This window comes from Flavobacterium sp. 11 (genome assembly GCF_002754315.1).
GTDB classification, from domain to species: domain Bacteria; phylum Bacteroidota; class Bacteroidia; order Flavobacteriales; family Flavobacteriaceae; genus Flavobacterium; species Flavobacterium algoritolerans.
On the sequence record NZ_PEFE01000001.1, the window covers coordinates 3,617,821 to 3,644,359 of the forward strand.

General features: G+C 34.8%; 30 protein-coding genes. 18 read left to right on the forward strand and 12 right to left on the reverse strand.

The features are described from left to right. Positions 1-20: 20 nt before the first annotated feature. From CLV00_RS15720 to CLV00_RS15730, 3 genes are all read right to left on the reverse strand, one after another. Positions 21-1,631: a class I SAM-dependent methyltransferase gene (locus tag CLV00_RS15720; RefSeq protein WP_099716058.1), complete on the reverse strand. Its 1,611-nt coding sequence runs from the start codon at positions 1,629-1,631 to the stop codon at positions 21-23. A gap of 114 nt (positions 1,632-1,745) precedes the next feature. Further along, on the reverse strand, positions 1,746-2,201 hold the full coding sequence (locus CLV00_RS15725; RefSeq protein ID WP_099716059.1) for a tRNA (cytidine(34)-2'-O)-methyltransferase: 456 nt from the start codon (positions 2,199-2,201) through the stop codon (positions 1,746-1,748). Positions 2,202-2,225: 24 nt separating this feature from the next. Then, positions 2,226-2,810, reverse strand: coding sequence for a pseudouridine synthase (locus CLV00_RS15730; RefSeq protein ID WP_099716060.1), 585 nt, complete (start codon positions 2,808-2,810; stop codon positions 2,226-2,228). Between the two features lie 99 nt (positions 2,811-2,909). Between CLV00_RS15730 and CLV00_RS15735 the strand changes: the two genes are divergently transcribed. Continuing rightward, positions 2,910-3,347 (forward strand): hypothetical protein, encoded by a 438-nt coding sequence (locus CLV00_RS15735; protein ID WP_233206923.1) that lies wholly within the window; start codon positions 2,910-2,912, stop codon positions 3,345-3,347. A gap of 33 nt (positions 3,348-3,380) precedes the next feature. Here CLV00_RS15735 and CLV00_RS15740 read toward each other — a convergent pair whose 3' ends face one another. Next, a complete protein-coding gene (locus CLV00_RS15740) occupies positions 3,381-4,022 on the reverse strand; it encodes a Pr6Pr family membrane protein (protein ID WP_099716380.1) in 642 nt (213 codons plus the stop codon). A 137-nt stretch (positions 4,023-4,159) separates the two neighbouring features. On the opposite strand from CLV00_RS15740, the gene rmuC reads away from it, so the two are divergent. The 4 genes from rmuC (at position 4,160) to CLV00_RS15760 (ending at position 7,178) form a co-directional block, all read left to right on the forward strand. Then, the gene (gene rmuC, locus CLV00_RS15745) at positions 4,160-5,530 is read left to right on the forward strand and encodes a DNA recombination protein RmuC (protein ID WP_099716061.1); all 1,371 of its coding nucleotides are present in this window, start codon (positions 4,160-4,162) and stop codon (positions 5,528-5,530) included. A gap of 6 nt (positions 5,531-5,536) precedes the next feature. Continuing rightward, on the forward strand, positions 5,537-5,902 hold the full coding sequence (locus CLV00_RS15750; RefSeq protein ID WP_099716062.1) for a 6-phosphogluconate dehydrogenase: 366 nt from the start codon (positions 5,537-5,539) through the stop codon (positions 5,900-5,902). Beyond that, on the forward strand, positions 5,903-6,448 hold the full coding sequence (locus CLV00_RS15755; protein ID WP_099716063.1) for an acyl-CoA thioesterase: 546 nt from the start codon (positions 5,903-5,905) through the stop codon (positions 6,446-6,448). Between the two features lie 190 nt (positions 6,449-6,638). Next, positions 6,639-7,178 (forward strand): YceI family protein, encoded by a 540-nt coding sequence (locus CLV00_RS15760; RefSeq protein ID WP_099716064.1) that lies wholly within the window; start codon positions 6,639-6,641, stop codon positions 7,176-7,178. A 2-nt stretch (positions 7,179-7,180) separates the two neighbouring features. Here the strand turns inward: CLV00_RS15760 and CLV00_RS15765 are convergent, their stop codons facing one another. Beyond that, positions 7,181-8,095, reverse strand: coding sequence for a TIGR01777 family oxidoreductase (locus CLV00_RS15765; RefSeq protein ID WP_099716065.1), 915 nt, complete (start codon positions 8,093-8,095; stop codon positions 7,181-7,183). Between the two features lie 117 nt (positions 8,096-8,212). On the opposite strand from CLV00_RS15765, the gene CLV00_RS15770 reads away from it, so the two are divergent. From CLV00_RS15770 to CLV00_RS15810, 9 genes are all read left to right on the forward strand, one after another. After that, positions 8,213-8,872, forward strand: a complete 660-nt coding sequence (locus CLV00_RS15770) for a TetR family transcriptional regulator C-terminal domain-containing protein (RefSeq protein WP_099716066.1) — start codon at positions 8,213-8,215, stop codon at positions 8,870-8,872. Then, positions 8,872-10,179: an AarF/ABC1/UbiB kinase family protein gene (locus tag CLV00_RS15775; protein WP_099716067.1), complete on the forward strand. Its 1,308-nt coding sequence runs from the start codon at positions 8,872-8,874 to the stop codon at positions 10,177-10,179. The genes CLV00_RS15770 and CLV00_RS15775 overlap by 1 nt, the downstream gene beginning before the upstream one ends. Then, a complete protein-coding gene (locus tag CLV00_RS15780) occupies positions 10,179-10,313 on the forward strand; it encodes a DUF2256 domain-containing protein (RefSeq protein ID WP_099716068.1) in 135 nt (44 codons plus the stop codon). The genes CLV00_RS15775 and CLV00_RS15780 overlap by 1 nt, the downstream gene beginning before the upstream one ends. After that, positions 10,289-11,593, forward strand: coding sequence for a DASH family cryptochrome (locus CLV00_RS15785; protein WP_099716069.1), 1,305 nt, complete (start codon positions 10,289-10,291; stop codon positions 11,591-11,593). Before CLV00_RS15780 ends, CLV00_RS15785 begins: the two co-directional genes overlap by 25 nt. 7 nt (positions 11,594-11,600) lie before the next feature. Beyond that, positions 11,601-13,085, forward strand: coding sequence for a cryptochrome/deoxyribodipyrimidine photo-lyase family protein (locus CLV00_RS15790; protein WP_099716070.1), 1,485 nt, complete (start codon positions 11,601-11,603; stop codon positions 13,083-13,085). A 52-nt stretch (positions 13,086-13,137) separates the two neighbouring features. Further along, a complete protein-coding gene (locus CLV00_RS15795) occupies positions 13,138-13,422 on the forward strand; it encodes a TIGR03643 family protein (protein ID WP_255409053.1) in 285 nt (94 codons plus the stop codon). A gap of 50 nt (positions 13,423-13,472) precedes the next feature. Next, complete coding sequence (locus CLV00_RS15800) at positions 13,473-14,156, forward strand: SDR family NAD(P)-dependent oxidoreductase (protein WP_099716071.1); 684 nt, start codon at positions 13,473-13,475, stop codon at positions 14,154-14,156. 178 nt (positions 14,157-14,334) lie between these two features. After that, positions 14,335-14,934 carry a GTP cyclohydrolase I FolE gene (folE, locus tag CLV00_RS15805; RefSeq protein ID WP_099716382.1) on the forward strand — a complete coding sequence of 200 codons (600 nt, stop codon included), beginning with the start codon at positions 14,335-14,337 and terminating at the stop codon, positions 14,932-14,934. A 24-nt stretch (positions 14,935-14,958) separates the two neighbouring features. Next, positions 14,959-16,377 carry an SDR family oxidoreductase gene (locus tag CLV00_RS15810; protein WP_099716072.1) on the forward strand — a complete coding sequence of 473 codons (1,419 nt, stop codon included), beginning with the start codon at positions 14,959-14,961 and terminating at the stop codon, positions 16,375-16,377. 81 nt (positions 16,378-16,458) lie between these two features. On the opposite strand, the gene CLV00_RS15815 is transcribed toward CLV00_RS15810, so the two are convergent. From CLV00_RS15815 to CLV00_RS15845, 7 genes are all read right to left on the reverse strand, one after another. Further along, on the reverse strand, positions 16,459-17,754 hold the full coding sequence (locus tag CLV00_RS15815) for a deoxyribodipyrimidine photo-lyase (protein WP_099716073.1): 1,296 nt from the start codon (positions 17,752-17,754) through the stop codon (positions 16,459-16,461). After that, complete coding sequence (locus CLV00_RS15820) at positions 17,754-18,215, reverse strand: SRPBCC family protein (RefSeq protein WP_099716074.1); 462 nt, start codon at positions 18,213-18,215, stop codon at positions 17,754-17,756. The genes CLV00_RS15815 and CLV00_RS15820 overlap by 1 nt, the downstream gene beginning before the upstream one ends. 273 nt (positions 18,216-18,488) lie before the next feature. Beyond that, positions 18,489-18,929 carry a sterol desaturase family protein gene (locus CLV00_RS15825; protein ID WP_099716075.1) on the reverse strand — a complete coding sequence of 147 codons (441 nt, stop codon included), beginning with the start codon at positions 18,927-18,929 and terminating at the stop codon, positions 18,489-18,491. 47 nt (positions 18,930-18,976) lie between these two features. After that, positions 18,977-19,816, reverse strand: coding sequence for a phytoene/squalene synthase family protein (locus CLV00_RS15830; RefSeq protein ID WP_099716076.1), 840 nt, complete (start codon positions 19,814-19,816; stop codon positions 18,977-18,979). A gap of 1 nt (position 19,817) precedes the next feature. Then, positions 19,818-21,293, reverse strand: coding sequence for an NAD(P)/FAD-dependent oxidoreductase (locus CLV00_RS15835; RefSeq protein WP_099716077.1), 1,476 nt, complete (start codon positions 21,291-21,293; stop codon positions 19,818-19,820). A gap of 36 nt (positions 21,294-21,329) precedes the next feature. Beyond that, a complete protein-coding gene (locus CLV00_RS15840; RefSeq protein WP_199074811.1) occupies positions 21,330-22,229 on the reverse strand; it encodes a MerR family transcriptional regulator in 900 nt (299 codons plus the stop codon). A gap of 71 nt (positions 22,230-22,300) precedes the next feature. Next, positions 22,301-23,254 carry an ion channel gene (locus CLV00_RS15845; RefSeq protein WP_369800960.1) on the reverse strand — a complete coding sequence of 318 codons (954 nt, stop codon included), beginning with the start codon at positions 23,252-23,254 and terminating at the stop codon, positions 22,301-22,303. Positions 23,255-23,546: 292 nt separating this feature from the next. On the opposite strand from CLV00_RS15845, the gene CLV00_RS15850 reads away from it, so the two are divergent. The 4 genes from CLV00_RS15850 (at position 23,547) to CLV00_RS15865 (ending at position 26,347) form a co-directional block, all read left to right on the forward strand. After that, positions 23,547-24,182 (forward strand): phosphoribosyltransferase, encoded by a 636-nt coding sequence (locus CLV00_RS15850; RefSeq protein ID WP_099716079.1) that lies wholly within the window; start codon positions 23,547-23,549, stop codon positions 24,180-24,182. Positions 24,183-24,221: 39 nt separating this feature from the next. Further along, a complete protein-coding gene (locus CLV00_RS15855) occupies positions 24,222-24,869 on the forward strand; it encodes a dienelactone hydrolase family protein (RefSeq protein ID WP_233206924.1) in 648 nt (215 codons plus the stop codon). Positions 24,870-24,929: 60 nt separating this feature from the next. Further along, positions 24,930-25,367, forward strand: coding sequence for a VOC family protein (locus tag CLV00_RS15860; RefSeq protein WP_099716081.1), 438 nt, complete (start codon positions 24,930-24,932; stop codon positions 25,365-25,367). 86 nt (positions 25,368-25,453) lie between these two features. Further along, positions 25,454-26,347: a dienelactone hydrolase family protein gene (locus CLV00_RS15865; RefSeq protein ID WP_099716082.1), complete on the forward strand. Its 894-nt coding sequence runs from the start codon at positions 25,454-25,456 to the stop codon at positions 26,345-26,347. Positions 26,348-26,539 lie beyond the last annotated feature (192 nt).

Genomic DNA, 26,539 nt, shown 5'->3' on the forward strand with positions numbered 1-26,539 from the left:
TTATTCCGTCCAAAATCGTACTAACCATTCCCTTTCAATAAATTTATACTCACTGTTGCAAGATTTGAGTCTGGGAATCTCCTAAAGAAATTAGCATCCGGATACAATCCCGCTTCAGCAGCGATTTTGTGCAAAACGGGAATTTCAACGATGTATTGATCCGAAAAACCATGCGTGGCATCATAAGCCGTAGCAGCCGTTTTGCCTAAATTAGCAGCAGTCAAATTTGGAGCAATCGTATGCAATTCAATCATTAATAACCCGAATTTCCGAACGTAAGGCGACCATTTGTTCAAATGTTCCAATAGATTATCTTCGACAAGACCATTACTGATTCGCTCTCCTCTATGCGCAAATGCTCCTGTTGAATGACTTACTCTGTCTTTGGTAACATGTTTTGGCATTTCCCAAATTCGGTTATGATCCAAGAAGGTTCTCACATTCAGTAAATCTTTCAAATCAATGTTATAATTTTCCAATAAGTCATTGGCTAACAAATCGGGTTGACCAATATCGCCCCAAATTACTTTGGCCCAAATATCGGCTTTGATTAAATTGGCTCGGGTTACTTTCAAGGCCGCCTGATTATAATCGGCACCAACCAAGAATAAAGGATAATCATCCAGCATTTTTCCGCGAAGGGTTTGTCGTTCGATTACATTATAAATATGTTCAATAAATGCTCCATTGCCACAACCCATATCGAGAATTCCTTTCGGCTGATCTTCTATTGGTAAATTGAATAATTTGATGATAATCTCATCTACGACTTTAAAATAAGTATCGTGCGCACCTCCGCTTCCCCAAACATTCATTTCTCGGTCCACATGAATTTCATCTTCGCCTTCAGCCACCGTTCGGAGTATATTTGGGTTACCAAAAATCAAATCCTCCATTTTACTAAATGTAGGCAAATAGGAAACCGTAACTCCATAAGCAGAAGCCCTTTTGGCAAAAAACAACCCCTTTTCCGTAAACTGGTAATTGCCTTTTTTTTGGGTAAACCAACCTAAATCTGCAAAGAAATCTAATATAATTTTGAAATTCTCGGGAGATTTATGAAATTCTTCAGGACGGAAGGAAATCTCCATAAAATACTTATGAAACATACCGCTCATACCCAGTCTTACTAATATTGGTCCAACCAAAGAACCTTCAATGTGCGTTAGAATCTGATGCTGAATTTCATTGGTCAGCGCATCATTCGAAAATGAAATTCCATAATTTTTTTTGTACAAATCGAAAATTAAACCCAATCGAACGAATGGAATATCGTCTAATAATCGCGTGCGAAATTGCATCGTGAAATGCAGTAAATCAAGCACGTCTTCATACAAATAGAACATAGGAAAAGCAATCGCGCTTTTTTCGTTTATGGCAAACGTAATTTGGTCTGTGGAAGTATTGATGTGATAATTCAGGAATCCTTGCGAACACAAAACACGCAAACCCACATTGAGATAACCTTCATTGGCTTTAAAGTGTTCCGAAAGTTCCGAAAGCGTGACTTCTTTTTTGTCAAGAATATAGGACAGTACCCCTTTTTCATACAAAACATGCGCAACGGGAGCGGTAACCAAACCGTCTAAATGTTTGAAAATGGTGCTTCTAAGAGTAATTTTATCAATCATAAAAAGTACGTTTTAAGGGAGAAAAAACACAATTAGATCCAGAATGACCTATTCAAATATATGAAATTTCAACCACAAAATAGCCTTACTTTTTTACAACTTTTAATTTACAATTCACAGTCTACTAGCTATTTGTCTTTTTGCTTCGCCAATGACAAACGCAACAGAATTTGCTATATTAAAACTTCTGATTAACGATGACATAGGAATTGTCAGATGGTTGGGGAATTCATTTAAAACAGCTTCACTCAAACCCTTACTTTCTTTTCCAAAAACCAACCAGTCTCCATCCTGAAAATCAGTCTCCAGATATGATTTTTTGGCATGGGAACTCATCAGGAAAACTCGGGATAAATCAGGAATTTGTGCTTTCCATTCGGCTACATTTTGATATTCAGTAACATCAAGATGCACCCAATAATCCAATCCGGAACGTTTCAGGTTTTTATCATTAATGACAAATCCAAAAGGATGAATTAAGTGCAAACGGCTTTCGGTGCCTACGCACAATCGGCCTATATTTCCGGTATTATTTGGGATTTCAGGTTCTACTAAAACGATGTTTAACATTGCAATTATTGTTATTTTTTATTGTTATTTTTCATTCGAATCGACTGCAAAATCAGATACTTCCAAAACTTCTCCTGCCTGTAAATCATTGAGATGTACGTTTCCTATTCGAACACGAACCAATCGTAACGTAGGGAAACCAACAGCGGCAGTCATTTTTCGGACTTGGCGAAACTTCCCTTCATTTACCGTTATCGAAGCCCAAGAAGTGGGACCGTGACGTTCATCGCGTATCTTTTTTCCTCTTGCGCCAAAAGCGGGAATTTCGTTTATCAAAAAAGCTTTACACCGTTTCGTGATGTATTTCGTGCCATTGAAACCTATTTCGACTCCTTTTTGCAATTGCTCAATGGCTTCCTGATTGATAATGCCATCGACTTGGACATAATATTCCTTGTCGACTTTTTTGCTTCGAATGATTTCGCTCATCATCCCGTCTGTGGTCAACAGCAACAATCCTTCGGAATCTTCGTCAAGACGCCCTATTGCCATCGTTCCTTTTGGGAAATCGTGCAATTCACCCAGCAGTTTCTTTTTTCTTTTTAATTCGTAAATAAACTGACTCAGATACCCGTAAGGCTTATGAATGATGAAATGAGAATGAGACATTTTAGTGTATTAGTTGTGCGTGCAAAGATAGTTTTGTTTTCTCTGGATTTAAAATAGTGTCGCCATACATTTATTGGTGTAAACCAAAAGCTATGTTAAATGATTGAATTCCTTCGTTTAAAAGGCGTAATCTTATATAAGCTAACAGTATTAGCTTTAAAATTAAAGAGTATGGAAAGCAATGATTTAGGTTCAAAAAAAACAAATAATAAGCAAAATATAAATGAAGGATTTAGCGGTCAGAATCTAGCCCAAAATACGAATCCTGAAGTATCACATTTAAAATCAGAAGTAGAAACTGATGCACATGGAAATCAAAAAATTGTCCAAAGAGCACGGAATATAGACGGAACTTTAGAACAAAATGAGGATAGTACTCCTATAAATTTAAGTTCTGATATTGCAAATGTCTCTGAAGAACAAGCTAAAAAAATGGTCGAAAATAAAGATCATAATTCTGATATCATTCCAAACCGTTATCCAAATTCCCATCCTGATAATAAGGAAGACCGAGGAAATATAAAACTGGATGAATAAAAGTTGATTATGTTGAAAAAGGCCAATACGAATCTAATTCCTATTGGCCTTTTTTATTTTCCCAATCCCTATGAATAAAGTTCCAAAAAAAAGAAAAGCCAGCAGCATAAAAAAACTGTTAATCAATACTTTGTCATAACCCAAAAGTATCACATCTATAAATGGATAGGGATAAAAACTAAAAAAAGCGCCCCGAATTAATGTGTAAACCAAATACACCGCAGGGAAAATTAACCACGGAAAAATGTCTTTGAATTCCAATGTTTTCTTAGGTACAAATAGAATCCAATAGAGTAAAACCAAAATTGGAATAACCAAATGCAACAACTCATCCACTACTTTTTGAGAACCCGTTGGCGCCCATAAAAATCTAAGAATTGCATTGTAAACAAGTCCTACAATGGTGATGTATAACGTAATTGCTGTTGTGTTTTTAGGTTTCGAAAAAAACAACCCCCATTTGGATTTTGGCTTCAGCCAAAGAAAAGTAAAACAAACTGCCACCAAAATATTCGTTTGAATGGTGAAAAAACTAAAAAACCGAACAATCGTTTCCGAAAGTGACACCACCCGATTGATAATGATAAGGTACAATTGTAATACAACCGCAAACCAACCGACAATAGCAATAATTGCAAAAAAACGAGAATTCAATTTTAAAGATTTATCCTGCATATTTTTTAAAGTATAAAAATTAATTGGCAACTAATTTTACAAATCCATGAATACTAAAACTTGAGATACTATTTTGATTTCCGAAAGGAAAGAAGGAAACTTTTGTTTATTTTTACAAACTTACAAAAAGAAATTTTATGTCAAATATGCTTCCGTTTTTATTGATTTTCATCGTTGCTCTCGCTATTGGTATTTTTATTGGCAAACTCATTTTCTCCGCCCGATTCCAATCGGAAAAAATCAGTTTAGAAGAAAAACTAATTGCTTTTACTTCCCAATTCAACCAACTAAAAGAGCAGATTGTCATTGATAAAACAACTTTTGAAAAGCAATTAGAAAATGCAAATGTCGAGAAAGAAAGCATTCGAAGTGAAAAAGACAGTTTGGCGATTCAGCTTTCTAAGAAAGAAGTTGATTTTGAGAATCTTTGGGAACGCAACAAAGAACAAAAAGAAGAAGTCGAGAAACTACAAGAAAAATTCACTAAAGAATTTGAGAATCTCGCCAACAAAATATTAGACGAAAAATCTAATAAATTTACGGAACAGAACAAGGAAAACATGAAAAATATCTTGTCACCTTTACAGGATAAAATTCAATTGTTCGAAAAGAAAGTCGAAGACACGCACAAAGAAAGCATTGATTATCATGCGGCTTTGCGCCAACAGATTCTGGGCTTACGAGAAATGAATATACAAATGAGCAAGGAAACCCTCAACTTGACCAAGGCTTTGAAAGGCGACAGCAAGATGCAAGGAAATTGGGGCGAATTGGTTTTGGAACGTGTTCTTGAAAAATCAGGATTAGAAAAAGGACGTGAATATGAAGTGCAACAAGCGTTCACTACCGAAGATGGAAATCGTGTTTTTCCTGACGTTGTCATCAATCTGCCGGACGGTAAAAAGATGATTGTCGATTCTAAAGTTTCTTTGACCGCTTATGAAAAATACATCAATGAAGAAGATGACGATGTAAAAGTTGGATTTTTAAAAGAACACGTTAACTCCATCAAACGCCACGTAGAGCAATTGGGCAATAAGAACTACCAAGATTTATATCAAATAGAAAGTCCTGACTTTGTCTTGTTATTTATTCCTATCGAACCGGCTTTTGCGATGGCTCTGAACGAGGATACGACTTTATACAACAAAGCATTCGAGAAAAACATAGTAATTGTTACTCCGGCGACATTATTAGCTACTTTGCGAACGATTGACAGCATGTGGACCAACCAAAAGCAGCAGGAAAACGCACTTGAAATTGCACGTCAAGCTGGTGCTTTGTATGACAAATTTGAAGGTTTTGTTGGGGATTTAATCCGAATTGGAAAGAAAATAGACGAAAGCAAAACTGAATACAGCGGCGCTATGAATAAACTCGTAGAAGGAAAAGGAAACTTAATCGTAAGTGTAGAGAAATTGAAAAAAATGGGAGCCAAAGCGAAAAAAGCACTTCCAGAAAGTATATTAAATAGAGCAGAAAAAGACGAAAATCAACTTTTAAACTAAACAAAAATGAGAAAATTTTTAATGGTTATAACTTTAATACTTATTGTATCAGTTGCCGGTTATTTCGCTTTTTTATACACTGCCACGTATAGCGAAGGAGTACGTTCAGGCGAATTAATAAAAGTGAGCCGCAAAGGAGTTGCATTCAAAACTTGGGAAGGTGAAATAAGTCAAGGGATTTCCGGGGCACAAATTTTTTCTTTTTCGGTATTGGACAGTGAGGAAAAAGTAATTACTGACTTACAAGAATTCGAAGGTCAATATGTTCAGGTAGCTTATGTAGAACGCTACAGGACATTTCCTTGGTGGGGCGATACACGCTATTTTATAACAGAAGTTAAAAAAGTAAATTCTCCTTTTAAAATAAAATAAATGAACCGTACTTTTAAAACCGTTGCATCCTCAAATATTCGAATATCAGAATTGATGTTGCCGTCACACACTAATTTTAGCGGGAAAATTCATGGTGGTTATATTTTATCCTTATTAGATCAGATTGCATTTGCCTGTGCATCCAAATTTTCAGGAAATTATTGCGTAACAGCATCCGTGGATACGGTCAATTTCCTCAAACCAATAGAAGTAGGTGAACTAGTTACAATGAAAGCCTGCGTGAATTACGTAGGCAATAGTTCCATGATTATTGGCATTCGTGTAGAAGCAGAGAATATTCAAACGGGAAAAATTAAACATTGCAATTCTTCCTATTTTACGATGGTTGCCAAAGACAAAGAAGGCAATAGCATGCTTGTTCCAGGATTAATTTTATCTAATATGAGTGAAGTACGCCGTTTTTGCAATTGCATCAAACAGATCGCCTTAAAAAAGGAAAAAGACCTTCATGAAGAAAAGTTTGATTACACTTCAGAAGAATCATTAGAAAGCTTAAAAAAATACAACATAAAGTTAGAATTATAATTAAGTCAATCGATAACTAACACTTTTGTAAAAAATACTTTTCCACAAATATTACATTCCCAATTATACTTTAATTTCTGATTAAAAAAACCGAGAAAAATTAACTCATTTGGTGATTTTTTCAACCGTTCAATACTTTTATTTCATCGGTAAATTTCGTAACTTTAAGTAATTTAATTCATAAATCATTATGAAAAAAATTACTCTAATAGTACTACTCATTATTGCAATTAAATCTTTTGCACAAGATAAAATGGTGACTTATGGAGCAATCATACATTTTGAGGCTTCAATTCCCTTATTTGAAGAAGTAAAAGCAAGTAATGAAAAAACAACCTGTATTTTGATAACTAAAACAGGACAAATAGCCTGTTGGATGAACATTAAAGACTTCAAATTTCAAAGAAGCCTGATGGAAGAACATTTTAATGAAAACTACATGGAAAGCAAACGCTTTCCAAGAGCAGTTTTTAAAGGCAAAATTGAAAAATTTGATTTAAAAAACATCAATTCAGTTCCTAAACAATATCAAATCAACGGGAAAATCACCATTCATGGCAAAACAAAAAAAATAGGTATTAGTGGCATCCTAAAAAAAGTGGATAAGCGAATTGAACTTATCTCTGAGTTCCCCTTAAACACGGATGATTTTATGATTGAAATTCCTTTTATAGTTCGCAGCAAAATATCCAAAAGCGTCAACACACAACTCATTTGTGTCTTACAATAAATCTATTTTGTTAAACAATCCTTTAAAGCCTCTTCCAGATTTTTAAATTTAAATTGAAAACCCGTTTCTTCAATCTTATCAGAGGACACCCTTCTACCGGTCAAGACAATCACTGCCATTTCGCCCATTACCAATTTTAACACAAAAGCAGGAACATTAGGCAACCAAATAGAATAACCAAAAATACGAGCCAACGTTTTAGAAAAAATAGTATTGGTCGTATTATCATTTACAGCTGCGTTATATGCACCTTCCATATTAGGATTTAAAACCGCTTGAAGATAGATGTTACACAAATCATCTACATGAATCCAAGGCATGTATTGCTTACCGGAACCCAATGCAGAACCCAATCTAAACTTGAACAAGGGAATAAGTTTTTTTAAGAAACCATCATTTTTCCCTAATACTAATCCAGTACGGATTTTTACGGTGCGAATGTTTAAGTTTTCTATAAAATCTAAAGCACCTTCCCATTTCTGGCAGGTGTAACCCAAGAAATCATTTGCAGGAGGTGTATTTTCTGAACAAATCTCTTCGCCATTTACGGCTCCATAAATACCTACAGCCGATGCTGAAATAAAAGCGTCCAGTTTTTTATTGTTCTTTTTTAAAACAGAATACAACAATTGAGTAGATTTTTCCCGGCTATCAATAATAGCCGCTTTACGTTTAGCGGTCCATCTATTTTCAGCAATATTTTCACCTGCTAAGTGAATAATATAATCCGCGTTTAAAACGGCGCTTTCGTCAATAGTCTGATTTGCGACATCCCATTTGTAATAGAAAATGTCTCCTTTATTTTGTTTTTCACTTCTACTCAGGATAGATACTGAATACCCTTTCGCGATCAATAAACCTGTTAAATGGCTACCGATAAATCCCGAACCTCCGCTTATTAAAACATTTTTTTTCATGATAGTGTAAAGCTAATGATTTATAACGATATAAAATTATATTAAATTTTGTTTAACTTTATTAATATATAGTTAAACATTTCATACCTTTATACTTTAATTTGAAATATACTAAAAATGGCTGCTAAAAAAATAATACTAACAAAGGACAAAATAGTTTCACTTTATATGAACTATGTTCTCGATCATAGTGAAAAACCGAAATCCGTATATCATTTTGCAAAAATAAATGACTTTACGGAAGCGGAATTCTATTCATTTTTTGGAACAATAGAAAGCATCGAAAAAGAGATTTTTAAAATGTTTTTAGAAAAAACGGTAGAATTGCTCAACAAAAACAAGGAATATGAGATGTATGATATGAAAAGTAAAATGCTCAGCTTCTACTTTACTTTTTTTGAAATTCTAACTGCGAACAGAAGTTATGTCGTGCTCGTTTTAAAAGAACACAACAATCAATTAAAAAAACTGATGCAGCTTTCTGAACTTAGAAATAGTTTTAAAAATTATCTTATCGAAATAATCTCAGACGACTTTAGAACGCAACAAGAAAAAATTCAAAAATTCCAGGAGAAAGCGTTTCAGGAAACGTCATGGATTCAACTTTTATTGACGCTAAAATTCTGGTTGGATGATTCTTCACCAGCTTTTGAAAAAACTGATATCTATATTGAGAAGTCTGTAAAAGCCTCTTTTGAATTAATGAATATTGCACCGCTGGATAGCTTAATAGACTTTGGAAAATTTATTTTCAAAGAAAAAATATACAACAAGTAATGAAAACGATAGACTACATTCCTACCTCAAAAATTGAAAGGGCCACAAAACTGGTGCAAACCGGTGCAAAAGTTGGCGTCAATTATCTAAAATACTACGGAGAAAAAATGGTTAATTCTGATTTGACTCGTGATAAACTCAACGAAGATAATGCCGAAGATATTTATGACGGACTAAAAAGTTTGAAAGGAAGTGCGCTCAAAGTCGCACAAATGCTAAGTATGGACAAAAGTTTTTTGCCACAGGCTTATGTAGAAAAATTTTCATTGTCACAGTTTTCTGTTCCGCCACTTTCGGCTCCATTAGTATTGAAAACGTTCAAGACAAATTTTGGCAAAACACCGTATGAGATTTTTGATGAGTTCAACGCAAATTCCGTTAACGCCGCAAGTATCGGACAAGTTCATCTCGCAGTAAAAGACGGAAAAAAACTGGCTGTGAAAATTCAATATCCTGGCGTAGCCAATAGTATTTCATCTGATTTGGCTTTGGTAAAACCCATTGCAATCAGAATGTTTAACCTTCAAGGAAAAGATTCTGACAAGTATTTCAAGGAAGTGGAGGACAAATTGATTGAGGAAACCAATTATTTATTGGAATTAAAACAAAGCCAAGAAGTGGTTGAAGCCTGTAAAAAGATTGAGAATCTGGTTTTCCCAAATTACTATTCTGAATTTTCATCTGAGAAGATTATCACGATGGATTGGATGACAGGAATTCATCTATCGGAATTTACTAATAAAAATGACAATCAAGAAATCGCGGACAAAATTGGTCAGGCTTTATGGGATTTCTATATGTATCAGATTCATATTTTAAGAAAAGTACACGCTGATCCGCATCCTGGAAATTTCTTGGTAAACGATAAAAACCAATTAGTAGCATTGGATTTTGGTTGTATGAAACAAATTCCCAATGACTTTTATATTCCTTATTTCGAATTAATAAACAAAGAAGTGATTGACAACAAGAAACTTTTTAGTCAAAAATTATTCGAATTGGAAATCCTTAGAGCGGATGATTCCAAAGAGGAAGTGGAATATTTTACTCAAATGTTTTACGATTTGTTATCGCTGTTCACGAAACCTTTTCAAACCGAAACGTTTGATTTCTCGGACGCAGCATTCTTTGAAAGCATCGCACAATTGGGCGAACGATTTTCAAAAGATACCAATCTTAGAAAAATGAATGGCAATCGAGGTTCCAAACATTTCATTTATATGAACAGAACGTTCTTTGGGTTATACAATTTAATGTTTGATTTGAAAGCGACAATTGTTGTCAATGAATATCAAAAATACAACTAGTGAAAAAGGAAAATCTGCCTTCAAAAATGTGTTTGGTTTGTAACCGACCTTTTAGCTGGCGGAAAAAATGGGAAAAAGTTTGGAAGGAAGTCAAATATTGTAGCGAAAAATGCAAGAGAAACAAAAAGGGTTAGTTTGGTTTAGAAATGATCTCAGAGTCCATGATAATGAATCTTTGACAAATGCGATACAAGAAAATGACACAGTAATTGCCGTCTATTGTTTTGATCCAAGACACTTTGAACAAACAAGATTTGGTTTTAAAAAAACAGAAAAATTTCGAGCCAAATTTCTAATTGAGTCTGTGACAGTATTGAGACAAAATCTGGAAAAATTGAATATTCCTCTTTTGGTGTATCATCAAAAACCCGAAGATTCTATTCCGGAAATTGTAACTCAAAATGAAATCAATTCTGTTTACTTCCAAGAAGAATGGACGAGTGAAGAAATGGAAGTTTTATATAATATCAAATCGAAAATATCGGGTTCAGTATCGTTTAAAGCAACTTACAATCAGTTCTTATTTCATCCTGAAGACATTCCGTTTGAAATTCAATCGATTCCAAATGTTTTTACACAATTCAGAAATCAGTGTGAAAAATCGACAAAAGTCAGACCTGAATTTGCAGTTCAACAGATGTCTGAAGAAAATTGGATCGCAAATAAAACTGTAATTCCTACGATGGAAACATTAGGATTTACTGACTTTCAAATGGATTCCAGAACAGCTTTTCCTTTTCGTGGTGGTGAAAATGAAGCGTTACAAAGGTTGGAGCAATATTTTTGGGAAACCAAAAAACTAAGTGTTTATAAATTGACTCGCAACGGATTAATTGGCACTGATTTTAGTTCGAAATTTTCTCCTTGGTTGGCAAACGGTTCAATTTCGGCGAAAACCATTTATTGGGAGATTGTCAAATACGAGCAACAAATCGAGAAAAATGATTCTACGTATTGGTTGATTTTTGAACTGATTTGGAGAGATTATTTTAAATACGTTTCGATGAAAAACGGGAATTCGATTTTTAAAATTGGAGGGATTTTAGACAAAAAATACGATTGGAAAAACAATCCATTAGCGATAAAAAATTGGATTAACGGCACAACTGAAGAGCCTTTTGTAAATGCCAATATGATTGAATTGCAACAAACAGGCTGGATGAGCAATCGTGGCAGACAAAATGTAGGTTCCTATTTTGCAAAAAATCTCTTGTTAGATTGGCGCATAGGAGCGGCTTATTTTGAAGCGATGCTTATTGATTACGATGTACACAGCAATTACGGGAATTGGATGTATGTTTCAGGAGTTGGCAACGACCCAAGAGATAGAAAATTCAATATTAAGTTACAGGCCGAGAATTATGACGGGCAATCAAAATTCCAGAAATTATGGTTGCAACAACAATTATTTTAAAAATTAAATGAATACAAACAAGAAACATATCAATGTGGTTTGGTTTAAAAGAGACCTTCGTTTACAGGATAACGAAGCGATTTTTAATGCCCTAAAAACTAACACTCCTACTTTGTTGCTTTACGTATTCGAAAAATCTTTAGAAAATGATTCGCATTACAGCCCGAGACATTGGAATTTCATCAAACAATCGCTTGTAGATATCAACAAACAACTGGAACAATCGAATACACATGTTTTAGCGGTGTCTTCTGAAGTGCTTCCGGTTTTCAATACCCTACAAGAAATCTATAAAATAGACACGGTTTTTTCGCATCAGGAAACGGGACTAAAAATCACTTATGAAAGAGACAAAACCTTCAAACGTTTTTGTAAAAACAATCAAATAAATTGGGTTGAAAACACCAATAACGGAATTTTTAGAGCGTTAATAAACAGAACAAACTGGGTTTCAAAGTGGGAAAAATACATGAATGAACCACAATTCATTTTTGATTCGAAAGCAGAAAATTTCCTCGATACAGAAGCAATAACCGAACTCGAAAAAGCATTAGAAAAGACAAATTTAGAAACTGTTCCGGATACTATTTTTCAAAAGGGAGGTAGCACAATGGCTGGCAAATATTTACAAAACTTCTTTGACGAGCGCTATCATAATTATAGTTCGCATATTTCGAAACCTTTATTGGCTCGAAAAAGTTGCAGCAGATTATCCCCATACATTGCTTGGGGAAATCTATCATCCAGACAAGTTTTGCAAAAAGCAGCTACGTTCCGATTGACGTGCAGCCATAAAAAACAAATTGATTCTTTTATCTCCAGACTTACTTGGCAGGCACATTTCATTCAAAAATTTAAAATGGAAGAAATCATGGAGTTTGAAAGTGTCAATAAAGGTTTTCATTCGATGAAAAAGAAAGTCAATGAAAATTATATTGAAGCTTGGAAAACAGGAAAAACAGGATTTCCGTTAATCGATGCTTCCATGCGCTGCTTGAATGAAACCGGTTATTTGAACTTTAGAATGCGTGCCATGTTAGTATCGTTTTTTACACATAATCTATGGCAGCCTTGGCAAGAAGCCACACAACATTTATCACAAATGTTTTTGGATTTTGAACCTGGAATTCATTTTCCGCAGTTGCAAATGCAGGCTGGTGAAACCGGAATCAATATGTTACGTATATATAATCCAATAAAGAACAGTTACGAACACGATCCTGATGGTGAATTTATAAAAAAATGGGTGCCGGAATTACGCAATTTGCCACGAGGTTTTATACATGAACCATATAAAATGACCTATTTAGACCAGAAATTTAATGATTTCGAAATAGGCATCAGCTATCCGAAACCAATTGTAAATATGGAACGAACGAGGAAATTTGCCAGTGATTTTTTATGGAAAATGAAGAAAAATCCATTGGTAAAAGAGGAAAGTTCACGCATATTAAAATTACACACCATGGCCGATATTGGCGACAGTGAATAATTTTTCAAAAGCAATCTCAAAAACAAAAGCAATTTCAAATAAATAAAATATCGTGACTGTAAAAAAAGAACTTACCGATTTAGACAAAGACCGAATCATAGAAATGGCTTGGGAAGACCGAACCACTTTTGATGCGATTTTAATGCAATTTGGATTAAAAGAACAAGAAGTAATCGACCTGATGCGTACCGAAATGAAACCTTCGAGTTTTAGAATGTGGCGCGAAAGAGTGCAAGGCCGCAAAACAAAACATGAAAAATTGAGGGATTTTCGAGAAGGGCGTTTTAAATGTACGATGCAAAGACAAATTAACAACAACAAGATTTCTAAGCGATAAAAATTAGGGTTTAGCGAACCGTAATCTATTAAAACAACAACATATAAAAAATGAAAAACATAGTAATCATAGGTGGTAGTAAGGGAATTGGCAGTGCCATTTTGTTGCAACAATTAGAGACAAACATGGTGTACAACATCAGCCGAAACGCTCCAGATATCACACATCCCAATCTGAAACACTTTTCTGCAGATGTTTTGCAGGATGCACTTCCGGAAATTGAAACTATTGATACCTTGATTTACTGTCCGGGTTCTATCAATTTGAAACCCATCGGAAGTCTTAGTATCGATGATTTTAGAAATGATTTTGAAATTAATGTCATTGGCGCAGTAAAAGCCATTCAGAAATATTTACCTGTTTTAAAAAAGGGAACTAATCCATCGATTGTTTTGTTTAGCACCGTAGCCGCAAAATTAGGAATGCCGTTTCATGCTAGTATTGCTACCGCAAAAGCAGGAATTGAAGGATTAGTGAAATCGCTGGGAGCAGAATTGGCTTCGGTAGTACGCATCAATGCCATTGCTCCCACGATTACCGAAACATCACTTTCGGCAGGTATTTTAAGAAATGATCGAATGAAAGAAAATATGGTGGAACGCCACCCGATGAAAGGTTATTTGAAACCGGAAGAAGTAGCGAATATGGCAAACTTCCTGATTTCGGAAAATGCGAAATCAATCTCAGGTCAGATATTCGAGATGGATTACGGAATAGTGACTTTTAAAATCTAAAGAAGTTGTTATTTATCATCTAGAAAATAAGTTTTTAAACCATTAAGGAATTAAGTTTATTTAGAAAGTGTACTTAACTTTTCTTAATCTCTTAATGGTTTATAAAAAAAATTAAAAACATCCAATAAAATAATTAGCCAAACTTAATATTGAAAGACAGAACACCATGATAAAAGAAATGAAAAGTTACGAAAAAATCGAACAATACGATACTGAAATAACGGAAGCTTTAGCTGATAATTATAGAGTAATAATTGAAAATTTAGGAGAAGATGTAACTAGAGAAGGTCTTGAAAAAACACCGGAACGTGTTGCCAAAGCCATGCAATATTTAACTCATGGTTACGGATTAGATCCATTAGAGATATTAAAATCGGCAATGTTTACCGAAGACCATCAACAAATGATTGTGGTAAAGGACATCGAAGTTTACTCTATGTGTGAACACCATATGTTGCCGTTTTTTGGAAAAGCACATGTCGCTTATATTCCAAATGGAAAAATTGTAGGTTTAAGTAAAATACCAAGAGTCGTAGATGCTTTTGCCAGAAGAATGCAAGTACAAGAACGATTGACAGACCAGATTAAAAACTGTATTCAGGACGCTTTGAATCCACTTGGTGTAGCGGTTGTGATTGAAGCCCAACACATGTGTATGCAAATGCGAGGGATTCAAAAACAAAACTCAGTTACCACAACATCATCTTTCACCGGTGCTTTCGAAAAAGACAAAACCAGAAAAGAATTTATCAGTTTGGTTTCTAATAAACTGAGTTAATTTTTATCATTTAAACACAAAATCATGAAAATTCTCTTAACAGGCGCAACAGGTTATATCGGGAAGCGACTTTTGCCTTTGTTGGTGGCACAAGGACATGAAATAATCTGTTGTGTAAGAGATAAAAACAGGTTTTATTGTCCCATAGAATTTCAAAAAAGTGTTACCGTAATTGAAGTCGATTTTCTCAAACAAGAAACATTGACAGCCATTCCAGATGCTATTGATGCCGCTTATTATCTGATTCATTCCATGTCAGGATCCGCTAATAATTTTGATGAATTAGAAAGTGTATCAGCATTGAATTTTGTGCAACGATTGAATGAAACCAAAGCAAAACAAGTTATTTATTTGAGCGGCATTGTCAATGATAAATCGCTGTCCAAACATTTATCATCGAGAAAAAAAGTAGAAGAAATTTTAAATATTGGAACGTTTGCCACGACAACTTTACGAGCTGGAATTATTGTAGGTTCCGGAAGTGCATCGTTCGAAATCATTCGGGATTTAGTGAATAAATTACCCATTATGATTACTCCAAAGTGGCTCAATACAAAATGCCAGCCGATTGCAATTCCGGATGTTCTTGATTTTTTATCCAAATCTTTATTAAATCCGCTTACCTACAATCAGAGTTTTGACATTGGCGGACCGGATATTTTAACGTACAAAGAAATGCTTTTGGGTTTTGCAGAAGCAAAAAAACTAAAGCGATGGATTTTTACTGTCCCAATAATGACTCCAAAATTATCCTCTTATTGGTTGTATTTTGTAACCTCAACATCGTATAGACTCGCATCAGCACTGGTTAGCAGTATGAAAGTCGAAGTGGTTTGCAGTGATAACCGAATCAATGCTTTATTGAATGTTACGCCTATGACTTACAAACAAGCGCTTTCCCGTGCTTTGATAAAAGTAGACGAAGACAAAGTAGCTTCAAGTTGGAAAGATTCCTTAATCAGCGGGCGTTTTAGCAGCAATATGTCGGAATATTTAAAAGTTCCAAAAAAAGATTGCTACATCGACCGCCGTAAAATGGAAATCATTGACCGCGATTTTACCATCAGCAGAATCTGGTCCATCGGTGGCGATTCGGGTTGGTATTATGGGGATTGGCTTTGGGATTTACGAGGTTTTATAGACAAATTATACGGTGGCGTGGGTTCCCGAAGAGGAAGAACGAATCGTCATGATATACATTCTGGTGATGCCTTAGATTTTTGGCGCGTTTTGTATGCCAATAAAGAAGAGGGAAAACTAATCTTATTTGCCGAAATGAAATTACCAGGTGAAGCTTGGTTAGAATTTAAAATTATCGGAAATACTTTGTATCAAGCGGCGACTTTCAGACCAAAAGGAATTTGGGGAAAATTATACTGGTATTCTGTTTTACCGTTTCATGGATTTATTTTCGAGGGAATGCTGAAGAAATTAATTCAATAGTAAACAAATATCCTTTTCTGTACCTACTGGAAAAAGGAAATACAAATTGAACAGGTTATCAATCTGTTCAATTTGTATCTTTTATTTTAAAATTCCGGCCTTGTAAGTTGCAATCGCTCTGTCTCTAGCCATGGCGTGTTCTACCATTGGTTTTCCATATCCTAAATCAAATTCTGGAATCCATTTTCGGATGTAGATTCCTTTTTCGTCGAATTTTTTTTGTTGAATTTCCGGATTAAAAACACGGAAATAAGGCGCAGCATCACAACCGGTTCCTGCTGCCCATTGCCAGTTTCCTACATTGGCAGACAATTCGTAATCCAATAGTTTTTGAGCAAAATAAGCCTCACCCCATTGCCACTGAATCAATAAATGCTTGCAGAGAAAACTCGCCACGACCATTCGGACTCTGTTGTGCATGTATCCTGTTTCATTGAGCTGACGCATTCCGGCATCAACCATAGGATATCCAGTTGTTCCCGAACACCATCGCTTGAAATCCTCTTCATCATTGCGCCACTGAATCCCATCATACGCTGATTTGAAGTTTTGCGTAACAACTTTTGGGAAACTGAATAAGATTTGCATGAAGAATTCTCTCCAAATCAATTCACTCAAAAAAACATCATTTTTATGAAATGCCCAATTGACTAATTTTCTGACGCTTACGGTTCCAAAACGCAGATGTGGCGAAAGATATGAGGTTTTGTCCAAGGCTGGAAAGTCCCTTATATCGTGATAATTTACAATGAATTTTAAATTGTGCGGCTTTACTTTTATTGGACTTTCTTCGAAACCTATTTGTTCCAATGTTGAAAAAGTAAAACTATTTTTATGAAAATTAGAAAACATATCCGTGGCATCGTATTCTGGAACCGGAGCCATTGATTTGTATTTTTCTAACCATTTATTTTTAAAAGGAGTATAAACCGTGTACGGCAATCCATCAGCTTTTGTGATTTCTTTCTCTTCGAAAATTACTTGGTCTTTAAAAGAATAAGTGATGGTATTGTTAGCTTCCAAAATCTCACAAATAACAATGTCTCGTTGTATTGCGTATGGCTCGTAATCTTTGTTGAAAAAGACTTCCTTAACATCAAATTCTTGAATCAGCGATTGCCAAACTTCCAGAGTTTTTCCCTTTTTTACCAAAAGAGAACTTCCTATTTCTTGTAATTGCGTGTTTATTTTCGAAAGTGATTCGTGGATGAAACCTACTCGAGCATCGTTTTTTGGTAAACTGTCTAAAATGGAATCATCAAAAATAAACAATGGAATAACCGGGCATTTGGATTTTAAAGCATGGAATAATCCAATATTATCTTCTAAACGCAAATCGCGTCTGAACCAAAAAAAAGATACTTCTTGTTTCACCATTATTTTGAGTTAAACATTTGATCTACCATAACACGTCTGTGATCAAAGATGGCTTTCAATTTATTCTTTACGATAAGTGTGTTCATAATGCGACCGATGAAACCCAAAGGCAACGCATAATGAACCAAATCAGTCATTTTCACTCCGTTTTCAGTAGCTTCAAAAAAATGTTTGTGATGCCACAGTGCGTAAGGTCCAAAACGTTGTTCGTCTATAAAATAACTATTCTCTTTTACGAATGTAATTTCAGTAACCCAAGGCAATTTCAATCCCAAAAGTGGTGACACTTTGTATTGTATTATTTGCCCTGCGTACATGGATTTATTATCGAAATCAGTGATTTCGAAACCCATCGTTTCTGGTGTGATTTTTTGAAGATTACGTGGACTGGAGAAAAAAGCCCAACATTCTTCTAAAGTTGCATTTACATGCTGAACGGTTTCTTTTTTATAGAGTTTCATCTAAAAATATTTAAGATTTTTGATTAACGATTCTTGATTTAAGATTTTCAAACGTGCTTTTAAGGATTTTCAGAAATCTGCTCCCGAAGCTTCAGGACAAAAATCATTAATCTTCATCCAAAAATCTCTTTAACTTTACGGAATTGTGCGTGAGGGATGGCAGTGGAGCTCTTTTTATAGGTGGTCTCGTTTTTTTGAACGAGACTACCTATAAAAAAGCGGGAACGTACAGCCCGACCAGCTTTTTCAGCGGGTCACGCCCAAATGGAATTGTTACATTTTATAATACTTGAAAGGCACAAATAACATTCCGAAACACTCGCCGTGTTCCTTACCCAAATGTTTGTGATGTACTTTGTGTGCTTTTCGCAAGCCTATTAAATACTTGTTATTGGTGTTTTTGAACCACTTAAATCGTTGGTGAATTAAGACGTCGTGAATCATGAAATAACAAAATCCATAAAATGTGATTCCGAGTCCAATGAAAAACAAATAATTCATTCCGCCTTGCACGCCAAAGTAGAAAAGAACGATGCTGGGAATGGCAAAAATCACAAAAAAAATGTCATTTCGTTCGAAAACATTGGCGTATTTAGGTTGGTGATGATCGGCATGAAAATACCACATCAAACCGTGCATAATGTACTTATGCGTAAGCCAGGTCACACATTCCATGAAAAGGAAAACACCCAAAAAGATTAAAAAGGAAATCATTGTTTTTTTATTTAATTAAAAATATACTTTTCAAAATTGGTATTATTTTATACCAATTTTAATTTATACGTCACAAAAGATTGCGCCAAAAGACCCGCTTTAGTATAATTAGAAACTCGAATTCTTGCATTTCCAATTTCATGACAAGGCGTGTTTTCTAATTTTTTCAATAGTTTTTTGTAATACACAAATGCGGTGTAAACGCCAAACTTAGCTTCAATTGGCAATTTCACAATTCCTTGATAGGCGACTTTAAAATCTTCTTCAATTTCATTGATGATTGCTGTTTTAGCTTTTTCATCGAATGAATTCAAGTCTACACCTGGAAAATAGTTTCGGTTCAAAACCAAATTATCATCTTTCAAATCTCTCAAAAAATTAACTTTCTGGAAAGCAGAACCCAATCGCATGGCTTCGTCTTTTAGTTGCTCATATCGATTATTATCACCGGCAACAAAAACCTTAAGACACATCAATCCAACCACATCAGCGGAACCATAAATATATTCATCATATTCGGCTTTGCTGTTGTAATCGGATTTGATTAAATCTAATTTCATACTTCTCAAGAAAGCTTGAATTAAATCATCCGAGATATTGTATTGTTTTACCGTTTGCTGAAAAGAATTCAAAATTGGATTCAGACTGATTCCTCTATCCATTGATTTGTAATACTCATCCTCAAACTCCGTGATTAAACTTTCTTTATCGAAACCGTGAAATGAATCTACAATTTCATCTGCAAAACGAACAAATCCATAAATACTATAAATGGCATCTCTTATACTTGGCGACAACATGTAAACCGCCATAGAGAAAGAGGTGCTATAGTTTTTTGTAACTAGCTTGCTACATTTAAAAGATACATCATCAAATAATTGCTTCATATTATTGCTCTGAAAATTGCTTATTAATTAATTCTGACACTAATTTTCCAGAAATTAATGCTGGCGGAACACCTGGTCCCGGAACGGTCAATTGACCTGTGAAATATAAATTCTTTACTTTTTTACTTTTTAATTTAGGCCTCAAAAAAGCGGTTTGCAATAATGTATTCGCCATTCCATATGCATTTCCTTTATAAGAATTGTACTCTGAAACAAAGTCGTTTTTGCAAAATGATTTTTTAAATATAATATTATTTTTCACGCTTTGCTGTGTTAACGTTTCAAAACGATCTATTATTTTTTCAAAATATTCTTCTCGTAATGCCTCAGTATCATTGATTCCCGGGGCCAAAGGCACTAAGAAAAAGCCAGATTCCATTCCTTCAGGAGCAGCAGTTTTATCTGTCACTGATGGAAAATTGGCATAAAACAACGGTTCACTAGGCCATTGTGGTTCATCATAAATATCCTTGGCATGCTGATAAAAATCGACATCAAAAAATAATGCATGATGCGAAATATTATCTATTTTTTTATTGAAACCAACATAAAACAATAATGACGAAGGTGCGAAAACTCTGCTGTTCCAATATTTCTCAGAATACGCACGATGTTCCTGATCCAATAATGTTTCGGTATGATGGTAATCGGCACCGCTCAAAATCAAATCAGATGCAATTGTTTCGCCATTTACCACTAAAGCCTTAGCTGTTTTATTCTCAACAATTATCTTTTCAATATTTGAATTCGTGTGAAACGTAACTCCTAATTCTCTTGCTAAACTTTCCATGGCACGAACCACATCAAACATTCCAGTTTTAGGATGCCAGGTTCCAAGACCAAAATCGGCATAGTTCATAAAACTATAAAACGAAGGCGTATCGGATGGTTTTGCACCAAGAAACAAAACTGGGAATTCCAGAATTTGAATCAATCGTTCATTTTTAAATTTCTTACGAACATCTTTACTGATGTTACTGAAAAACTGTCCTACTTTTTTAGCCGTTTCAACAGTTATCAACTCCAGTGGAGAAACTCCCGGACGGTAAACTAAATCTTTTATGGCAATGTCATAATTGCTTTTGGCCTCAGCCATAAAATCATTTAATATTTTTCCGCTACCTTTTTCAATCGCTTCAAAAGCAAATATTATATCGGTTAAATTATCCGCAATGGTAATGAAATCATCGATTCCGTAATACACACGATACGCCGGTGATAACTTTATTAACTCGTAATAATCAGAAGTTTTTTTATCAAAATCAGCAAAAAAACGATCGAACACATCTGGCATCCAGTACCAACTTGGCCCCATGTCAAACGTGAAACCCTCCATTTTTAATTGTCGTGCTCTTCCTCCAATTGTTGCATTTTTTTCATAAACGGTAACATCGTGACCGCTTTGCGCTAAATAACAGGAAGCAGCAAGTGAAGAAAACCCAGAACCTATAATTGTAATTTTTTTTATCTCTTTCATTTGTTTAGCAAATATACAAAAAGTTTAAACAAAAAATCAAATTTCATTCACTAATTCAGAAATGGAATTGAAAATTGATATTTTATCTGAAAGCCCTTCTTTGTTGATAAACTCCACCAAACGTCCAGTATACCATAACTCTGTATTCTCATCTAATAATTCATCTGCCATTTTTTGGATGTATTCATCCAAAATATCTCTTTCAGGTTGCACCGTGAAATACGAAATAAAAATAATCGAGTCAAAATGCTTTTTCAAATCTTTCAAATTACTGATAGGCATACTTTCACCCAGATAGATGGTTTTGTAACCCAGTAACAGAATTTCATAATTTAAATACATCAACCCAAGTTCATGAATTTCATTCATTGGTAACGAAAGCACAAAAACTTTATCGTTTTTAGTTTGCTTTAAAACTTGAAGTTTCTCCGTATTAATGAGTAGTTTTTGCTTGATTAAATAGCTGATAAAATGCTCGTGGGCTGGTGTTATCGTATCAGATTGCCATAACAATCCCAGTTCATTCATCAAAGGGATAAAGACTTGAAGAAATACTTCTTTGAATGATTTTTCAGCAATCAACCAATTGTATGTATTAAAAAATAACTCTTGGTCAAAATTCATCATTGCCATCTTAAACTCACTGATAGCATGACTTTTGGCCGTTTTGTTCGAAATTATTTCTCGTACAAGAGAGGGTATTTTTTCTTGTGGATAAGTCGCTATTTTTGAAATTTTATAGCCATAGTCATGTAGCAAAGTAATGTTTAATAGTTTCTGCAAACTAGCCAAATCGTACAATCGGATGTTAGTATCTGTACGCATCGGCTGAAGAATATCGTATCTTTTTTCCCAGATTCGTATAGTGTGTGCTTTGATTCCTGAAAGATTTTCAAGATCTTTTATACTAAACACACTTTTTATATTGTTTATCATTTGTCTAAATTTAATAAACAAATGTAAAATAAATTTTATTATAAATTTGAAATAATTTGAAAACTATTGCATTAGTCTAAAGTGACGCTGTAAAAAGCATTTAATTTGTCTAAATCAAGAACTGTTTTTGAATTATCAGTACTTCGAGTGTACATAGGTTCAAATTTTGCTCCGTAAATAACTTCCTCAAAAGTATACGAAGTACGAATGGCAACCGTATTACTAAACATATCATCAAAGGTTTTTATAAAAACAAGGATTTCTCCATGAATACTATCAAAATCTTCTTTGGTTAAGTTATACAGCGGACTATTTTCGGTTATGGGATGAACCAAAGTCCAGCTTAAGGTTAATGCATTTATTCTTTCCAATTCTAAATCTAAAGAATAGAATTTATTTGTTTTTGCACCATTTTCTTCCACACTCATACCGAGCGTCATTTTGGCTTCAGCATCAGTAAAATTAGTATTTTTAAAAGGTGTAATTCTTATCATTAACCCCTTGATTTCCCCATAAGGAGCTATCAGGGCATTGTGAGAAAATTTCAAAAAAGCGGTGGGCTTGCTAAAACGTCCAAAAAATAAACCGGTAGCAATCGCAAAACTCAACAATCCTATCAAAGCCTCAGCAGCAGCTAATAAACTGGTCAAAAAACCGGAAGGACTAATGTGTCCATATCCCACGGTTGTAAAAGTTTGCGCACTAAAAAAATAAGCCTGGCCAAATTGAACCCAATTTGAACCTGAAGCATCAATCCCATTCAGATTTTCGATTCCAATGGCATAATACAGTAGCGCAAATAGAAAATTCATACCCACGTAGAACAACAAAAGAATCAACATGAATTTCCATCTTGGCAAATCAATCATGGTATGATACCAACTAATGCGATGCAAGAGATGCATGCCTCGTTTCTCTACATTAGCCGTTCCATTTTTATTCACAAAACGCCCACCATAGTTATTGGCATTTACTCCAAAACCAGTATTGGTATCTGCCTTAGCCTTTGAATTTATTTTCTTCATTGCAGTTATTGCTATTCATTTGTTGTGAGGTAAAAATAGCAAAAAAAACGCTTTATAAATAAGAAGTGATTTTACCTTTCGAATATACCATTCCTTAATCCAACTTGTTTTTATAACGCTATTTGTTCATTTGTACCCTCCTTTTTTTATTTATCACTAATGTTTCTTTTTAAAAACATTTTTTTGCATAACTGCTGTTTTTAATGCTAAAATATTTTTAAAACACAATTGTAATTAATTGAAAATCAATATCTTTATGTGTGATTTATTCTTTCACACAAAACTTTAAGCTATGTTTGACGAGATCTTAAAAGATAGAATTGAGGCGGGTTTATTGCTTTCGGAAAAACTAAAAAAGTACCAGAATAGCAACACCATAGTACTTGCCGTTCCCAGAGGCGGAGTGCCTGTGGGATATGTAATTGCTAAAAATTTACACCTTCCTTTAGATATCGTTCTTTCAAAAAAAATAGGACACCCCAATAATAAAGAATTTGCGATTGGTGCCGTCTCATCAGATTCTATGATTCTTGATGAACATCCAAATATCCCTAGAAAGTATATCGACAGTGAAATTATTCGGCTGCGGCAATTAATGAAACATAAATACGAGCTCTATATGGGCAATAGAAAACCGCTGGATGTAAAAGGTAAAAATATAATTTTAGTAGATGATGGCATCGCTACAGGAAATACTTTGCTTGCCAGCATAAATATGCTTCGGAAAAAAAATCCGGCAAAAATAATCGTGGCTACACCCGTAATACCCTATGAGAACGTGCCTGTATTTGAGAAAAATACCGATGAATTTATCTACCTGATAGCTTCGAAATATTTTACGGGTGTAGGCGGATTTTATGAAGTATTCAATCAAGTAGAAGATAATGAAGTGATAGAATTGTTGCGACTTCCTATTAGCACAGAATAATGTCATTTTTAAAATACAGTTTCATATTTAAAACTTGAAATGATGGAAAAATTAGATTTAGACATTCCTTTATCATCTGTCACATTGAAAGGAGATTTGATAATTCCTGAAAACGCAAGAGGAATCGTTATTTTTTCTCACGGAAGTGGTAGCAGCAGATTCAGTTCCCGAAACAGAATGGTAGCTGAGTTGATACAAAAACAAAACATGGGCACATTCCTTTTTGACTTACTCACCGAGGAAGAAGATGAACTGTATGAGAACCGATTCAATATTGATTTATTAAGCGACCGATTAATCGAAACTACGCAATGGTTGATGGACTATAAAAGCACTACGGATTTACCAATTGGTTATTTTGGAGCCAGCACGGGAGCTGCATCGGCGTTGCGAGCAGCGGCTTATTTCAAGACAAAAATTAAAGCTGTCGTTTCCCGTGGCGGACGACCCGATTTAGCCATTACCGAATTGCCACAAGTAACCGCTCCCACTCTACTGATTGTAGGCGGTCTTGATGTTGCAGTTATCGGGATGAATAAAATGGCCTACGATCAATTAGAATCCGTAAAAGAAATGAAAATAATTTCCGGAGCCACCCATCTTTTTGAAGAATCTGGAAAATTACTTGAAGTAGCTGAATTAGCAATGGTTTGGTACAAAAGGTATTTAACAACAAAAGACGAATAATACCAATTATAAATTTAGAAAAAAGTAAAGAAGCAAACAATCCTTTAAATAAAAAGTATCATGGTAACAGTTAATACGTATATCACTTATAATGGGAATTGCGAAGAAGCATTCCTGTTTTACAAATCAGTTTTCGGTGGTGAATTTTCTTATTTTGGAAGATTCAAAGAAATGCCAATGTCAGAAGGCAAAACCTGCCCTCCCGGAGATGCTGAAAAAATAATGCATGTTTCTCTGCCCATTAGTGACGAAACAGCAATAATGGGAAGTGACAGTTTCGAATCTTTTGAGGCAAAAACTATTTACGGGAATAATTTTTCACTTTCTATCAATGCCGAAAGCAAAGACGAAGCCGATAAAGTGTTCCAAGCTCTTTCAGCCGGTGGAAAAGTCATCATGCCTATGGAAGATGCTTTTTGGGGTGGCTATTTTGGCACATTCACGGATAAATTTGGGGTGAACTGGATGATAAATTTTGAGAAAAATCAAGGGGAGTAAATCAATTCGTATACTGCAAGTAAAATTCCTTCATTGGGACTTTACTTGCTTTTTTTTCCTAAATTAGTTGAATCAAAATAAATGCTATGAAAAAACTAACCAAAGAAGATATCAGTCAGGAAGTATTTGACTTATACGATGATTACGCCCATAACAAAATTGAAAGAAGACAATTCGTCGAGAAACTATCCTTGTTTGCGGTAGGAACACTTACGCTACCGTCACTTCTAAGCTTCATGACACCCAATTATATTGATTCTATTTTGATAAAACCTGGTGACCCAAGGTTGAAATCAGAATTTATCACCTACGATTCTCCAAAAGGCGGAGGAAAAATCAAAGGACTTTTATCCCAACCCACAGGAACCAAAAAGAAATTACCGGGAATCATCGTCGTACATGAAAACCGTGGACTGAATCCGTATATTGAAGATGTAGGACGAAGAGCCGCTGTGGAAGGATTTATTACTTTGGCTCCTGATGCTTTATCGCCTTTGGGCGGTTATCCCGGAAATGATGATGCGGGAAGGGAATTACAAAAAAAACGTACTCGTGAGGAAATGCTCGAAGACTTTATTGCAGCATACGAATACCTAAAATCCCACAAAGATTGTAATGGTCGTATTGGTGTGGTAGGATTTTGTTTTGGCGGTTGGATTGCCAATATGATGGCGGTAAAAATCCCAGATTTGTGTGCCGCAGTTCCCTATTACGGTGGACAACCCACTGCTGCCGAAGCCGAAAAAATAAAAACGCCAATCCTAGCGCAGTATGCCAGTTTAGACACCCGCGTAAATGAAGGTTGGCCCGCTTTTGAAGCCATCCTTAAAAAGAACAAAGTAGAACATACCGCTTATTTCTATGAAGGAGTGAATCATGGTTTTCATAACAATACCACTCCCAGATATGATGAAAAAGCTGCTACTTTATCTTGGACAAGAACCATAGATTTTTTTAAGGAGAAATTGAAGAAGAAATAATTTCAGAATACTGCTATTTAAAAGTCCCGTGATTGGGGCTTTTTTTAGGTCTGGTGTTGAGTATTTTTTATATTGGTAATAAACCCGTTGGGGTTAATTAATAAATTGTTTAAAATATAACTTTTCAAGTTAAAATTACATCAAAATAGAAATAAAAATGTCAGTCTGAGCCTGTCGAAGACCAAAAAAGAT